This window comes from Gammaproteobacteria bacterium, assembly GCA_029880545.1.
Lineage (GTDB): Bacteria > Pseudomonadota > Gammaproteobacteria > Acidiferrobacterales > SZUA-150 > JAOUOD01.
Genome location: JAOUOD010000001.1, coordinates 33,119 through 46,656, shown reverse-complemented (window position 1 = coordinate 46,656; position 13,538 = coordinate 33,119). Strand labels below are relative to the sequence as shown.

The 13,538-nt window shown below is 55.6% G+C and carries 11 protein-coding genes; 3 read left to right on the top strand and 8 right to left on the bottom strand.

Going from position 1 to position 13,538, the window contains the following annotated elements:
- Entirely contained in the window at positions 1 to 942 is a 942-nt protein-coding gene (locus tag OEZ10_00190; protein ID MDH5631388.1) for a lysophospholipid acyltransferase family protein, read from the top strand.
- 31 nt (positions 943 to 973) lie between these two features.
- Here the strand turns inward: OEZ10_00190 and OEZ10_00185 are convergent, their stop codons facing one another.
- Genes OEZ10_00185 through def form a run of 8 tightly spaced genes read right to left on the bottom strand, consistent with a single transcriptional unit; the run spans position 974 to position 10,836 of the window.
- Positions 974 to 2,425, bottom strand: coding sequence for a TrkH family potassium uptake protein (locus OEZ10_00185; GenBank protein ID MDH5631387.1), 1,452 nt, complete (start codon positions 2,423 to 2,425; stop codon positions 974 to 976).
- A complete protein-coding gene (trkA, locus tag OEZ10_00180; protein MDH5631386.1) occupies positions 2,425 to 3,804 on the bottom strand; it encodes a Trk system potassium transporter TrkA in 1,380 nt (459 codons plus the stop codon). The genes OEZ10_00185 and trkA overlap by 1 nt, the downstream gene beginning before the upstream one ends.
- Positions 3,805 to 3,852: 48 nt before the next feature.
- Positions 3,853 to 5,226: a sigma-54 dependent transcriptional regulator gene (locus tag OEZ10_00175; protein MDH5631385.1), complete on the bottom strand. Its 1,374-nt coding sequence runs from the start codon at positions 5,224 to 5,226 to the stop codon at positions 3,853 to 3,855.
- Positions 5,223 to 7,496 (bottom strand): ATP-binding protein, encoded by a 2,274-nt coding sequence (locus OEZ10_00170; protein MDH5631384.1) that lies wholly within the window; start codon positions 7,494 to 7,496, stop codon positions 5,223 to 5,225. Before OEZ10_00170 ends, OEZ10_00175 begins: the two co-directional genes overlap by 4 nt.
- The gene (locus OEZ10_00165) at positions 7,478 to 8,026 is read right to left on the bottom strand and encodes a DUF4390 domain-containing protein (GenBank protein MDH5631383.1); all 549 of its coding nucleotides are present in this window, start codon (positions 8,024 to 8,026) and stop codon (positions 7,478 to 7,480) included. The genes OEZ10_00170 and OEZ10_00165 overlap by 19 nt, the downstream gene beginning before the upstream one ends.
- 4 nt (positions 8,027 to 8,030) lie before the next feature.
- Positions 8,031 to 9,380, bottom strand: a complete 1,350-nt coding sequence (gene rsmB, locus OEZ10_00160) for a 16S rRNA (cytosine(967)-C(5))-methyltransferase RsmB (protein MDH5631382.1) — start codon at positions 9,378 to 9,380, stop codon at positions 8,031 to 8,033.
- A gap of 2 nt (positions 9,381 to 9,382) precedes the next feature.
- Entirely contained in the window at positions 9,383 to 10,324 is a 942-nt protein-coding gene (gene fmt, locus OEZ10_00155) for a methionyl-tRNA formyltransferase (GenBank protein ID MDH5631381.1), read from the bottom strand.
- 8 nt (positions 10,325 to 10,332) lie between these two features.
- Positions 10,333 to 10,836 carry a peptide deformylase gene (gene def / locus OEZ10_00150; protein MDH5631380.1) on the bottom strand — a complete coding sequence of 168 codons (504 nt, stop codon included), beginning with the start codon at positions 10,834 to 10,836 and terminating at the stop codon, positions 10,333 to 10,335.
- A gap of 153 nt (positions 10,837 to 10,989) precedes the next feature.
- Here def and OEZ10_00145 point away from each other — a divergent pair, with 153 nt between their 5' ends.
- Together OEZ10_00145 and dprA are read left to right on the top strand one after the other, a co-directional pair.
- Positions 10,990 to 12,273, top strand: a complete 1,284-nt coding sequence (locus tag OEZ10_00145; GenBank protein ID MDH5631379.1) for a LysM peptidoglycan-binding domain-containing protein — start codon at positions 10,990 to 10,992, stop codon at positions 12,271 to 12,273.
- Between the two features lie 114 nt (positions 12,274 to 12,387).
- Entirely contained in the window at positions 12,388 to 13,533 is a 1,146-nt protein-coding gene (gene dprA, locus OEZ10_00140) for a DNA-processing protein DprA (GenBank protein MDH5631378.1), read from the top strand.
- Positions 13,534 to 13,538 lie beyond the last annotated feature (5 nt).

Sequence of the window (13,538 nt, the reverse complement as noted above, 5' to 3'; positions counted from 1 at the left end):
ATGGCTGCCCAGACTGATGTGCAACTGGCGTTTCCGTGGTGGCACTACCTCGCGCCCTGGCATTGGCACACCTGGTTGGGCCTCGGCCTGCTATGGTTGATGGGCCATTTGCCGTTGTCGGTCATCGCCATGCTTGGAACGATCCTTGGCGAGCTTCTTTTCCGTTTTTTTGGGTCCAGGCGCCGGGTAGTGGAACAAAACCTGTCCGCATGTTTTCCGGAGACACCTAAACCGGAATTAAACACCCTTGTCCGCCGTAACTTTCACGAAACAGGCAAGGCTGTTGCGGCGACCGGTATCGCCTGGTGGGGATCAAGGCGCAGGCTTGAGAACATGTTTCGGCTTATCGGCGAACAACACCTCGAAGCCGCAAGAGAAACCGGCCGGCCGGTCATCCTGCTGGTCGGGCATTGTGTTGCCCTGGAAATTGCCGGGTGTTACATGGCGGGTCGGCATAAACTGGTTGATATCTACCGCAAACCGCGGAACCGGTTACTTGATGCCGTGATTCGAAATCGTCGCACCCGTTGGGGGCAGGGCACACTGGCGGAATTCAAGGATGGCCTGAAACCGGTGGTGCGTGCACTAAAGCAAGATCACTGGTTTTTCTATTTGCCCGACCAGGATTTCGGTCGCAAGCGATCCATCTTTGTACCGTTCTTCGGGGTCCAGGCCGCGACACTGCCGACACTGGCCAAGCTATGCAAGCTGACCAACGCGATTGTTGTGCCCTGCTTCATCAATCAACTACCACGTGCAGAAGGTTTCGAAATCATTTTTGAACCGGCGCTGGAAAACTATCCTGAAGGTGACGATTACAATGATGCCGTCAAAATGAACCAGGTAACGGAATCCCTTATACGTCGTTACCCGGATCAATACTTCTGGTTACACAAGCGTTTCAAAACGCGGCCGGACGGAGAGCCAAGGTTCTACGATTAATAGCCGCTTACCACGGATACTGAGTCGCCAATTAGCTGCGCCAAAACGCCGGCGAGAACAATACCAGCAGGGTGAACAATTCAAGGCGCCCCATGAGCATGGCGAAACACAACACCCATTTTCCGATATCAGTCACACCTGAATAGGTCTGGGCGACATTGCCGAGTCCCGGTCCAAGATTATTGAGGCAGGCAGCAACGGCGGAAAAAGAGGTTTCAAGATCGGCGCCGGTCGCCATCATGATGAGCGAAAGGATACCGAAACTCAGTACGTACAAGGAGAAAAATCCCCAGACGGCGTTGATGACCCGGTCTTGTGTGGGCTTGCCGCCAACCTTGATGGGGATTATGGCTTCCGGGTGAATAAGCCGCAGGATTTCACGTTTGCCTTGTTTGACCAGCAACAGAATCCGTATGACTTTCATGCCGCCTGCGGTAGAGCTGGCACAGCCACCTATGAAGCTCGCCAACATCAGCAAAACCGGAAGAAATAATGGCCACCAGGCAAAACCATTGGTGGTGAAACCCGTGGTCGTGGCGATTGATACCGCCTGGAACAGTCCGTGATCGACAGCTTCCTGCCAACTGTCATAAGTATTCTGTGCGACCAAGGTAACAACGCTAATACTACAGACGCCAAGAATAATAACCAGGTAAGCACGGACTTCGGCATCATGCCAGTAAACCAGCGGGTTTCGGGCGCGCCAGGCCATGAAGTGCAGCGCGAAATTAATGCCCGCGAGCAACATAAAGACAATAGCAATGGCGTTAATGGCCGAACTGTTAAAAAACCCGATACTCTGGTCGTGTGTCGAGAAGCCACCGATGGCGATAGTGGAGAAACTGTGCCCCACTGCGTCAAACCAGTCCATTCCCGCCGCCTTGTAAGCCAGCGCACAGATTACGGTGAGCCCGAGATAGATATACCAGAGCGCCTTGGCGGTCTCGGTAATGCGCGGCGTCAGCTTGCTGTCCTTGATGGGTCCCGGTGTTTCTGCACGGTATAGCTGCATGCCGCCGATACCAAGCATGGGCATAACCGCCACCGCCAATACAACAATTCCCATTCCGCCCAGCCACTGCAGTTGTTGCCGATAATAGAGTATGGAACGTGGCAGTTCATCGATACCGGTAAGTACCGTCGCGCCGGTTGTTGTTAACCCGGACATGGACTCAAAAAACGCATCGACCAGGGGCATGTGCGGATGATCGGCCATGGCCAGTGGCAGCGCGCCGACCATGGCAAGCGAGGTCCAGAACAGCGTGACTATGACAAAGCCGTCACGCAAGCGAATGTCGCGCCTTACCGCGTGCACCGGTGCCCAGATGAACAACCCCGCGAACAAGGTAAGGCCAAAAGCATAAATGAACGGCAAGTGTGCGCCATCATGATAGAAAAAAGATACCGCCAGTGGCGGCAGCATGGTGGTGCTGAAAATCATCAGCAGCAGCCCGGTTACCCGTTGTATGACGATAAATTGCATCAGAAAAAGGTGTACGACACCTGGAACAGTTTTTCGACGTCGGGAATCCGGCGCTTGTCCACCAGGAACATGATGACGTGGTCATTGGGTTCAATCACAACGTCGTGATGGGCAATCAATACCTGGTCATTACGGATAATCGCTCCTATGGTCGTGCCCGAGGGCAACTTGATTTCCGATATCTGTCGCCCGATTACCCTGGAGCTGTTCTGGTCGCCGTGAGCAACAGCCTCAATGGCTTCGGCCGCGCCTCGCCTCAGTGAATGCACCGCAACCACGTCCCCCCGCCGTACATGCGCCAACAGGCTGCCAATCGTGGCCGTTTGCGGCGAGATGGCGATATCGATTTCACCGCCGGCCTGGACCAGGTCAACATAGGCCGCGCGATTGATTAATGACATAACCTTGCGCGCACCAAGACGCTTGGCCAGCATCGCGGACAGGATATTGGCTTCATCATCGTTGGTCAGCGCGCAGAAAGCATCCGTGTCTTCAATTCCTTCCTGCAATAGCAGTTCTTCATCGGCGGCATCGCCCTGCAGCACAATGGTATGGTTCAGCTCATTGGCCACATCACGCACACGTACCCGGTTGTGGTCGATAAGCTTGGTGGAGAAGTTTTTTTGTTCAAGCGACAGTGCCAGCCTGCGTCCTATGTTGCCGCCACCGGCAAGAATTACCTTTTTGACCGGCTTGTCCAGCTTGCGCAGTTCGCTCATGACTGTACGGATATCTTTTTTGGCAGCGATAAAGAACACTTCATCATCCGCTTCAATGACCGTGTCGCCCTTGGGCAGTATGGCGCGATCACGACGGTAGATGGCAGCAACACGCGTTTCTATGTTGGGTAAATGTTCGCGCAAGGCGCGCAGCTCATGACCAACCAGGGGGCCGCCGTAGTATGCCTTGACGCCGACCAGCTGGGCCAGACCGCCAGCGAAGTCCAGCACTTGTAACGCGGACGGGTACTCGATCAGTCGCTGTATGTAGTCGGTGACGATTTGCTCCGGGCTGATGATAACGTCAATGGGTATGGCTTCCTGGCTGAAAATTTCAGGATGAGACAGGTACTCGGAGGCGCGAATTCGGGCAATTTTGGTGGGCGTGTGAAACAATGAGTAGGCGATCTGGCATGCCGCCATGTTGGTCTCATCGCTATTGGTCACCGCGAGTATCATGTCAGCGTCTTCGGCACCTGCCCGCTGCAAAACTTCCGGGTGAGCGCCATTGCCCTGGACCGTACGCAGGTCAAACCGGTTCTGCAGGTTTTCCAGTCGCTCGGCGTCGTTGTCAACGACCGTGATGTCGTTAGCTTCGTTGACCAGGTTTTCCGCTACTGAGGTGCCTACCTGTCCGGCGCCTAGAATCAGAATTTTCATTTCTTGTTTGTCACCCAGTGGGCCGAGGGCCGTGCAGCTGTCCGCAACTTAATGTGGTTTCAGGCGTTTCGGATCAATTCCGAGTTGCTTTAGTTTACGATATAAATGGGTTCGTTCAATGCCCGCAAGCGTAGCAGCCTCGCTGACATTGCCATTGGCCTTGCGCAACTGGTATTCAAGGTAGGCCTTTTCAAAGTTGTCCCGGGCATCCCGCAACGGCAAATCGAACAGTGGGTCAGTATTGTCACTGACACTTGCTCGAACGTCCATTTTCCGGTGCCGCCCCAGGGCTTCGCGCAGTTCCGGAATGGTAACCTCCGGACCTTGGTTAAGTATCAGCAGTTGCTTGATCAGCGCCCGCAATTCGTGAATATTGCCAGGCCATGCATGGTTACGCAGCGTATTGAGCGCACCAGTAGTGAATCTTCGGTAGGCCAGCCCTTCGCGATCAGCAAACCACTCGGTATAGGCTGTCACCAGCTCCGGCATGTCCTCGACGTGATCCCGTAGTGCCGGAATCCGCAGTTGGGCAACGCTGACCAGTTCGTAAAGGTCTTGCCTGAAGCGGCCGCCGTTTACTGCTTCCTTGAGATCCTGGGTGCTGGTGGCGACAATTCGAATATCCATGTCGATATCTTCGTTGCCGCCGAAGCGTTGGTAGCGTTTTTCACGAAAAGCTTGCGCCAGTACTGACTGGTTTTCCAGGTCCAGTTCACCGATTTCGTTCAGTAGCAAGGTACCCCCTTGCGCCTGTTCAAAACTTCCGGAAACGTGGTTGTGTCCGATCTGGGTGCCAAATAACTGCCCAAGCATATTTTGCGCCTGGATTGCTGCCAGATTTACCTCGACAAAGGAACCACTGCTACGCGCGCTTTGATTGTGAATATGGCGTGTGATGGCGGATTTGCCGGTTCCAGCTTCGCCGGTAATCAGGACCCAGGCGTCGCTGGCCGCTACATGCGCCACTTGGTCGCGCAGTGTTTTCATGGTCTGGCTGTTGCCGGCAAGTGCACCGACCGGGACGCGCAGGGAAGAATGTTGACCGGGTTGTTGCGAGGCCTGCAATGCCCGCTCAACAATGAGCAACAGCTTGCTCATCGATACCGGTTTTTCAATAAAATCGTAGGCCCCCAGTCTTGTCGCTTCGACCGCTGTATCAATGTTGCCATGGCCCGACATGATAATAACCGGTGCAGTCAGCTGGCCGTTGCTGCTCCATTCCTTTAACAGGGATATACCATCTTCGTCCGGCATCCAGATGTCGAGTAATACCACGTCAGGCCGGGTCGAGCGCATCGCCTCGCGAGCGCTAGCGGCGTTGTCGGCGGTGACGATATGGTAGTCTTCATCCTCGAGAATTTCCTGTACCAGCCGACGGATATCCGGTTCGTCATCCACCACCAGAATATTTCCGCGGATCATGACTGGTTCTCCAGGTCATCCAGCACTACCGGAACCGGAGGCTGGTGGACCGGAAGCTGGACACGGATGACCGCGCCGGAAAGCTCGCCGAGGTTCGGGTTACCATTGGCGGCCTCAATGTTGCCATTATGTTCTTCGACAATCTTCCTGACGATGGCCAGACCCAAACCTGTTCCTTTTTCCTTGCCGGTGACATAGGGTTCAAACAGGCGATCAATCAGGTCGTCGCTGATACCCGGTCCGTTATCATTGATGGTCAACTCAACCATAAGACATTCGTCAGGGTCCGTACAAGAAGTTTTAATGTGTATGGTCGCGTTGTCTGTAGTCGAAACACTGTCCTTGGCATTGATAATAAGGTTGCTGATGACTTGCCGCATACGACCAATATCAGCCTCAATTTCCGGCAGGCCATCGGCCAGTTGCAGCTCAAACCCGATTCGCGGGCTGGATCTGCCGGACTTGCCTTCCAATGCTGCAGCTTCCCGGTCGGTTCGATAAAGTTCCGCGGTATTGCTCAGCAAGCGGTTGAGATCCAGTGCCTGCCAGCTCAATTGCGCCGGTCGTGCGTAGTCACTGAATGTATTGACCATGGACTTCAGCGAATCCACCTGCTCGATGATCGTGTTGGTGGCGGTATTGAGCATGGTACTGTTTTCCTCGTCCAGGATCTTGCCGAACTTGTGACGTATGCGTTCGGCAGAGAGCTGGATGGGTGTTAACGGATTCTTGATTTCGTGAGCCAGCCGACGCGCCACTTCACCCCAGGCGGCCTCGCGCTGGGCCTGCATCAAAGCAGTAGCATCGTCAAAAACAATAACCAGGCCCGGATTGTCGTCGCCGACGTTCGGCAACAGCGTGCCCCGGAGAATCAGGGTGCGGTTACCGCCCTTGCTTTGCAGAACCAGCTCCTTGGCCCATTCGTTGCGACTTTTCTCCATGCCCTTGCGAACGGTCTTAACAAATTCGTCCAGCTGTGACCGTTGTTCGGCGAGCCAGCCAATGTTCTGATCAACACCTTGTTCAAGCCCGACACCGAGAATGTGTTCGGCCGCGGCGTTGTAGGTGCGCAGTTTCTGGTGTTCGTCAATGGACAGCACCCCGGATGACAAGTGAGTGAGGATGGTTTGCAGGTAAGTACGCTGGAGCTCTGTTTCCCTCTGGCTTCGTTTGAGCTCACCATGTGCACGCTTGATTTCCTGAGTCATGTCGTTAAAAGAGCGCACCAGGATACCCAGTTCGTCCTCGCTGGGCACGGGAATTTCCGTGTGATAATCACCTCGGGCAATAGCCTGTGTGCCTTCGGCAAGGTCACGCAACGGCGCCACCAGTTTGCGTGCTGCCAGGATGGCACCGGAAATGGCGATCAGCATGACCATCAACGCCACCAGGCTGAGAGTCAGAATAAACCCGAATTTTAGTGGTCCGCGCAGGTAAACAAGTTTCTCGTACTCAACAAATGATGACTGAACACTTTCGCTCAACTTGGTGTAGCGATTGGGCAGTGGTTGCAATACCTGCAACATGCGCAACGGCGTGCCCACATCACGACCATAAACAGGTACAACAACCCGAAGCTGCAGCTCTTCCGGTGACACCGGGTCAACATTGGCATAACTCAGGCCCCGGCGAATCTGGGAGAAAATGGATTCGTCCGGCGTCGCCGGAATCAGGCTGCGATCAGGACCTTCGGATGAACTGGAAGCAATAATGCGCCCCTCGGGACTGAACAATGTCAGTTCGGCCAGTTCGTGTTGTTCCCGAAGATAGTTGAGTGTCGTCAGAGACAGTTTGTCCGAGGTTGTTTCCAGTTCGACGGCCATCTCGTTGGCGGTTTTTACCAGGTCCTGTTTCAGCGCATCGAGCGCGGTGCGGCCGAGGTTGAGAGCATCATCCATGGCCTGCTCAATCTTGACGTCAAACCAGCTGTCGATGCCCCGGTTCAGGGCTTGCAGGGAAAATACGAACACGACTGTTACCGGTATCACTGTCAGCAACACCAGGATTCCCAGTAGCCGTACGGTCATTCGCGACCCGATTACCCTCGCTTTTACCTGCAGGTATAACTGGTAAAGACTGAGACTGATAAGCGCCAGCAAGATGATGGCACCAAGTATGTTGATAACCAGCAGCAGCGAATACAGGTTTCCAAACCAGGCCGAGTTCTGGGTTGCCGCGTTCATCATTAACAAGGAAATAAACAGTAGCGCAGACAGCACGCCTAGCGGCAAGACCCCGAGGCCCTGGCGTTTTATCGTTTCACCGACCATGAGCTCCAGCCACTGTTCAGTCGCCAACTGCGTGAGGTATAGGCCACCGGGCGTAACGGCGACGGCAATGATTCAATATCAAGACGGGCGCGAATCTCCATCCGCAAACCGCTGTCCGCCGGGATGTCCAGTTGACCGGTCTTGAGTTCGACAGCATTGAGGCGACCCATGCCGGTCAGCGCCTCCTGGAGGGATGCAAAACTCTCCTGGTGCGGGTCGGCGCCTGGCAGCCTGGTGGTAATGAGGTACTGGTTGGAAATGGCATGAAACACAATGCGTCGCTGGAATTGCCAGTGACGCAAACCGCTGTCCCATATGATCGGGCGCTGGTGATAAAGATTGACGTCAAAGACAACATCCAGCGGTATGCCCTTGTCCAACGCCTCCTCGGTCTTGCTGGACAAGTCCAGGTTTAATTGCCCGTTAATGACTAGCTGTTGTTCCTGGACCTGGGCATCGACTTGTTTGACGGAAAACCTGGCCAGTACCAGGGTTGGTACGAGCAAGGCCAACGCGGCTAACGTAGCCACGCATTTAGCGTTTTGTAATACACGCATAATAGAATCCGTCCATCTCCTCCATGCCCGGTAACCACTGCTTGCCAAAAGGCGTGTTAATAATTGTTGTCGGCGCTGCTTCCAGTTTCACCGGGGTCGCGTCAGCGTGCCTTTCCAGGAAAGCGCGAATCTGTTCATCGTTTTCCTGCGGAAGAATCGAGCAGGTTGCATACAACAGCTTACCGCCCTTGGCGAGGCAGGGCCACAAAGCATCAAGAATTTGTGTTTGCACGGCAGCCAGTTCGACGATGTCACGCGCCTGGCGATGAAACCGGATATCCGGATTGCGCCGAATTACGCCGGTGGCCGAACATGGCGCGTCTACCAGTATCCGGTCAAATGGAGTCCCGTCCCACCAGCTAGCCGGCGCTGCTGCATCAGCTTCAATCACGGTGGCGACGACGCCGGTGCGCGTCAGCGTGGACTCTATCAGCGGGATTCTCCTGGGCTCTTTTTCAACAGCTACCAGGGCCGAAAGCCGCGTTTCCCTTTCACCAATGTGAGCCAGCTTGCCGCCCGGCGCTGCGCACGCGTCCAGCACCCGGTTGCCTGGTTGGGCATCGAGCCAAATCGCGGCAAACTGGGCCGCCCCATCCTGTACCGATGCCATGCCACTATCAAATCCGGGCAGCTGGGCTACCGGCTTGGCCGGGTCAACAATCATTCCTGTCCCGGAAAAATGGCGGTGCGTGATTTGTGCCTGGGTGAGTTTTTCGGCGTACTCGGCGACCGAACACTGCGCCTGGTTCACCCGTATCCACATGGGCGGCCGAACATTATTGGCGTTCAGTATGGTATCCACGTGATCTGGCCACGCTTCGGTCAACGCCTCAATCAGCCATAGTGGATGTGAGTATTGACTTACCGGATCCTGATCCAGTTGCCGATCCAGTTGAGCCTTCTGGCGCTCGTAGTTTCGCAAACAGGCGTTGACCAGGCCGGCCGCCCAGGGTTTTTTCAGCTTACGCGTGGCCTGCACGGTTTCATTGATAGCGGCGTGGCTCGGCGTGCGCATGTAAACGAGCTGATACAATCCAATCAGGATCAGCGCTTCGATATCGCCGTCTTTTTCCTTTAGCGGTTTTGCCAACAGCTGTTCAATGACAGCAAGCAAGCGCCAGCCATAGCGGATAGCGCCGTAACACAGCTCGTGCATGAGCGCCTTGTCGGCAGCAGGCCAGTTTTTCCCGTGTGTTTCCAGCGCTCGGTCTAGGAAATGACCTGCGAACAGGACGTCGCACACGACACGCGCGGATTGGGCGCGAATTGTTGCCGGCGACGGTTTGTCTGTCGCGGAGGCAGCCGTTTGTTGGCCGGGTTTTGTCATCACTACTCGAATCGTTGTCCAATGGACATGGGATTTCCATTGAGAAAGTCGGCTGTGGCCATGGGTTTTGCGCCCTCTGCCTGGAGCCGGGTCAGGATGATACGCCCTTCGCCTGTCTGTACTTCAATGCCGAATTTGCTGGCGCCCGTTACGGTGCCCGGTGGGGCATCGAGGATTTGTTCGGTCGGCTCCAGAACCGGGTGTGCCTGCAAGATACGAAGGCGCTTCCCTTGCCAGGTGCTGTAGGCGCCGGGCCAAGGAGTGAAGGCACGAATTTTTCGATCGATGACCATCGCTGGCTGATGCCAGTCGATGGCCCCCTCGGGTTTTTCCAGCTTGGCAGCGTAGTTAGCCAGCGCATCGTCCTGCATTTCCGGGTGTAGTTGCCTGGACGCCAGGTTTTGGATGGCGTCGACAATCGCGCTGGCGCCAAGATTAGCAAGCCGATCATGCAAATCCTGAGCATTATCGGTGGCACCGATCGGACAAACGCGTTTGAGCAGCATGGCACCGGTATCGAGCCCGACATCCATTTGTATAATAGTAATACCCGTTTCGCTATCGCCTGCTTCAATAGCTCGCTGAATCGGTGCGGCGCCGCGCCAGCGAGGTAACAGCGAACCGTGAATATTCAGGCAGCCCAGGCGGGGCAGCGACAGAACCGCCGGCGGCAGAATCAAGCCGTAGGCGACCACCACCATGACGTCAGCGTCGAGCCGGCGAATGTGTTCCTGGGCATCCTCGGTTTTCAGCGAAAGCGGCTGAAATACCGGAATGCCGGCGTCCAGGGCCAGCTGCTTTACCGGGCTGGGTCGCAATTTTTGACCTCGCCCGGCGGGTCGGTCCGGCTGAGTGAATACCGCAACGATGTCGTGGCCGGCGTCAATCAGGGCGCGCAGGGCGGGGACAGCAAAATCCGGCGTACCGGCGAAGGCTAGTTTCATGTGGCCTCCTACATGGCCACGCGACTTTGTTTCTCCAGTTTTTTCTGGATGCGCTGTTGTTTCAGTCGTGACAGGTAGTCGACGAACACCTTGCCATCCAGGTGGTCGATTTCGTGCTGAATACACACCGCCAGCAGGCCGTCGGTTTCGATTTCAAATTCCTTGCCGTCTACATCCCGGGCGCGCACTCTCACCCAGTCCGCTCGGGTTACCGTGTCGTAGATTCCTGGTACCGACAAACAGCCTTCTTCCATTTCTTCTTCACCCCGGCGCTCGACGATTTCGGGATTAATAAGTACGCGTAAGTCATTCTTTTCATGGGTAATATCGATGACCACGACGCGCTGGTGAACATCAACCTGGGTGGCGGCAAGGCCAATGCCAGGGGCGTCATACATGGTCTCCGCCATGTCTTGGGCGAGAGTACGCAAGGCGTTATCGAACTCGGTGACGGGTTTTGCCACGGTGCGCAAGCGGGGGTCCGGATAGTGAAGAATGGTACGAATAGCCATGGGATTTCGTTACATGTCTCTCAAAGTTGTGAAAATGGATTACTTTTGTTACAAAGGCTACTGAAAAAAAAGCAAAATTTGAGTTTATCAGGCTTGGTCTCATGAAAAAACTGGGCTAAACTGTTCCGAAAAGCATATACGGAAAATATCGGCATGTCGCGTACCGCTATACCTTTATTAACAGCAATACTGGTGGGATCAGCGTTATCGCTGTCCACGGTTTGGGCCGAAGAGCCTGCTGCCGCGGCGGTACCGGTAGAAGCTGAAACGACCCCCGTCACTACTGAAACCGAGTACACGACGACGGTTACGACCGGCGATCAGGTTGCGCTGAAATCCGATCATCCCGAACGCTATACGGTGGTCAAAGGCGATACCCTTTGGGATATTGCGGCTCGCTTTCTGAGCTCTCCCTGGCAATGGGCAAAAGTCTGGAAAATCAACGAGCAAGTCGAAAACCCGCATCTTATCTATCCTGGCGACGTCATTTTGTTGCGATGGGTGGATGGCCAACCGCAACTGACTCGCCTGACGCAACAGAAGGTGGCGCCGCCGCCTCCATCTCCAACACCAACTGTTCAAGTTCCGGATGAACAACCGCGCAAACCGGCGGAGTGGCCAAAAGAGGAGCCGGTGGCGGTCCCGATTCCCAAGCCAGATCTGGACAAACCCCGGATTACCATAGGAGATCGTGAGCGCCTGCAACCCAAGGTGCGTAGCAGCTCACGCGAAGCCGCGATTCCAACCATTGATCCCAGCGCTATTGGACCGTTCCTGACCCGGCCGCTGGTGGTGGGTCGCAATGAACTGGAGCGTGCCGGATACGTGACCATTGGACGCGATAATCGACGGGCGCTGGGCACCAACGATGAGTTTTACGCGCGTGGGCTAGACGGTGATACGGCAGAGTATTACTACATTTTCCGTAAAGGTCGCCGAATTCAGAGTCCAGGTAGTCAGCGCACCTTGGGCTACGAGGCCGTTTTCCTCGGCGAAGCCAAGATGCTGGATCATAACAAGGGCCGGCGAAACGCTTCCAAATTGATCGTAACCAAGGCCGTCAAGGAAATTCTGCCTACAGACCGCCTGTGGCCGGTCGGTAAAACTCCACCCTTACCTTATTATCTGCCTCGCGCGCCCAAAAACAACGTGAAGGGCTCCATTGTGCTTGGTTATGACCAGGCTACCCAGCTTGGGGCCATGAGTATTGCTGTAATTGACTTGGGTGAAGTCGATGGCCTGGAGCAAGGCCACGTATTACGCATCTGGCGACATGTGGGGGAAGATACGGACCCGGTCACGGGCCGCAAATACACTGTTCCCGACGAGCCGACCGGACTCATGCTGGTATTCCGAACGTTCAAACGCAGTGCTTACGGCTTGGTAATGAGCGCAGACAGACCGGTCCATATTCATGATGTGGTGACCAAGCCCTGACGCCGATCCGGCCGACCGGGGTGATATTTGGTCGGCCACGCTTCATCTGGTACAAACTTCCCTGTAGCATTCACTGAATTGGTTGTAATCGCTGGCTCAGGGAGGAATCAGCATATGACTACCCCGCAATCCGATCCTACACCGGAATCGGTGTTGTCCAACTACCTGGCATTGCAAGCAGTCAAAGGCCTCGGTAGCGTACGCTTGGCGCGCCTGCTCAGGCACTTTGAAACCATCGAGCAGATATTTTCCGCCGGTCAATCCGAATTAGAGGCGGTTCTTCAGTGCCGATGGCCGGGTTTGCAACATCAATTGCAGGCAGCACCGCCCGCCCGGATGGTCGACGCCACCATGGACTGGCTCGAGGCGGACCATCACCACTTTATTGACTGGCGGCACCCACTCTATCCACCGCTGCTACGAGAAATCAGTGACCCCCCAATAGGCTTGTATGTAAGTGGTGACCCAGTGTGTTTATCCAGCCCGGGCCTCGGTGTGGTTGGAAGCCGTAATCCAAGTGCCGCCGGTGCCGAGCATGCCCACCGTTTTGGCCGGGCGTTGGTGGATTCGGGCCTGCTGGTCACCAGTGGCATGGCCCTGGGAGTGGACACGGCCGCGCATCAAGGCGCCTTAAGCACGGCCGGTGACCGGGTAACGTTGGCAGTCATGGGCACCGGGTTGGACCAGGTGTACCCGGCAAAAAACCGGAAACTGGCGCAGCAGCTCGTCGAACGCGGCGCCATGATTTCCGAATTCCCGCTCGGATCACCCCCTTTGGCAGACCATTTCCCGCGGCGAAACCGGATTATCAGCGGCCTCAGTCTCGGCGTGCTGGTGGTGGAGGCGGCACCAAGAAGCGGTTCGTTGATTACAGCGCGGTTGGCAGCGGAGCAGGGTCGCGAGGTTTTTGCCATCCCCGGCTCTATCGACGCACCACAATCCCGCGGCTGCCATGCGCTGATACGGTCCGGTGCCAAGCTGGTGGAAACTATCTGGGATATCGCCGAAGAACTGGGTTCATTGGTAGAGTTATCGGCACAAATATCACTTCCCCCGGCCACCAAGTACGACGATGGGATCAGCCCCGAATCCGGTTCATTGTTGATCGCGCTGGGCTACGAGCCTGTGTCCGTGGATGCCCTCGTCGAGCGTACTGGATTGACGTCGGATGTGATTTCCTCCATGCTGTTGCAATTGGAACTGCAGCAGTTGGTGAGCCAGACTAGCGGCGGCCGCTATATGCGCCAGACAAACAGGTAATCGGA

Excerpts from the sequence above, each read along its gene's own strand:
- OEZ10_00170 (MDH5631384.1), bottom strand. The coding sequence starts at position 7,496 with ATGGTCGGTGAAACGATAAAACGCCAGGGCCTCGGGGTCTTGCCGCTA.
- dprA (MDH5631378.1), top strand. The coding sequence starts at position 12,388 with ATGACTACCCCGCAATCCGATCCTACACCGGAATCGGTGTTGTCCAAC.
- fmt (MDH5631381.1), bottom strand. The coding sequence starts at position 10,324 with ATGAAACTAGCCTTCGCCGGTACGCCGGATTTTGCTGTCCCCGCCCTG.
- rsmB (MDH5631382.1), bottom strand. The coding sequence starts at position 9,380 with ATGACAAAACCCGGCCAACAAACGGCTGCCTCCGCGACAGACAAACCG.
- OEZ10_00175 (MDH5631385.1), bottom strand. The coding sequence starts at position 5,226 with ATGATCCGCGGAAATATTCTGGTGGTGGATGACGAACCGGATATCCGT.
- trkA (MDH5631386.1), bottom strand. The coding sequence starts at position 3,804 with ATGAAAATTCTGATTCTAGGCGCCGGACAGGTAGGCACCTCAGTAGCG.
- def (MDH5631380.1), bottom strand. The coding sequence starts at position 10,836 with ATGGCTATTCGTACCATTCTTCACTATCCGGACCCCCGCTTGCGCACC.
- OEZ10_00145 (MDH5631379.1), top strand. The coding sequence starts at position 10,990 with ATGTCGCGTACCGCTATACCTTTATTAACAGCAATACTGGTGGGATCA.
- OEZ10_00185 (MDH5631387.1), bottom strand. The coding sequence starts at position 2,425 with ATGCAATTTATCGTCATACAACGGGTAACCGGGCTGCTGCTGATGATT.
- OEZ10_00190 (MDH5631388.1), top strand. The coding sequence starts at position 1 with ATGGCTGCCCAGACTGATGTGCAACTGGCGTTTCCGTGGTGGCACTAC.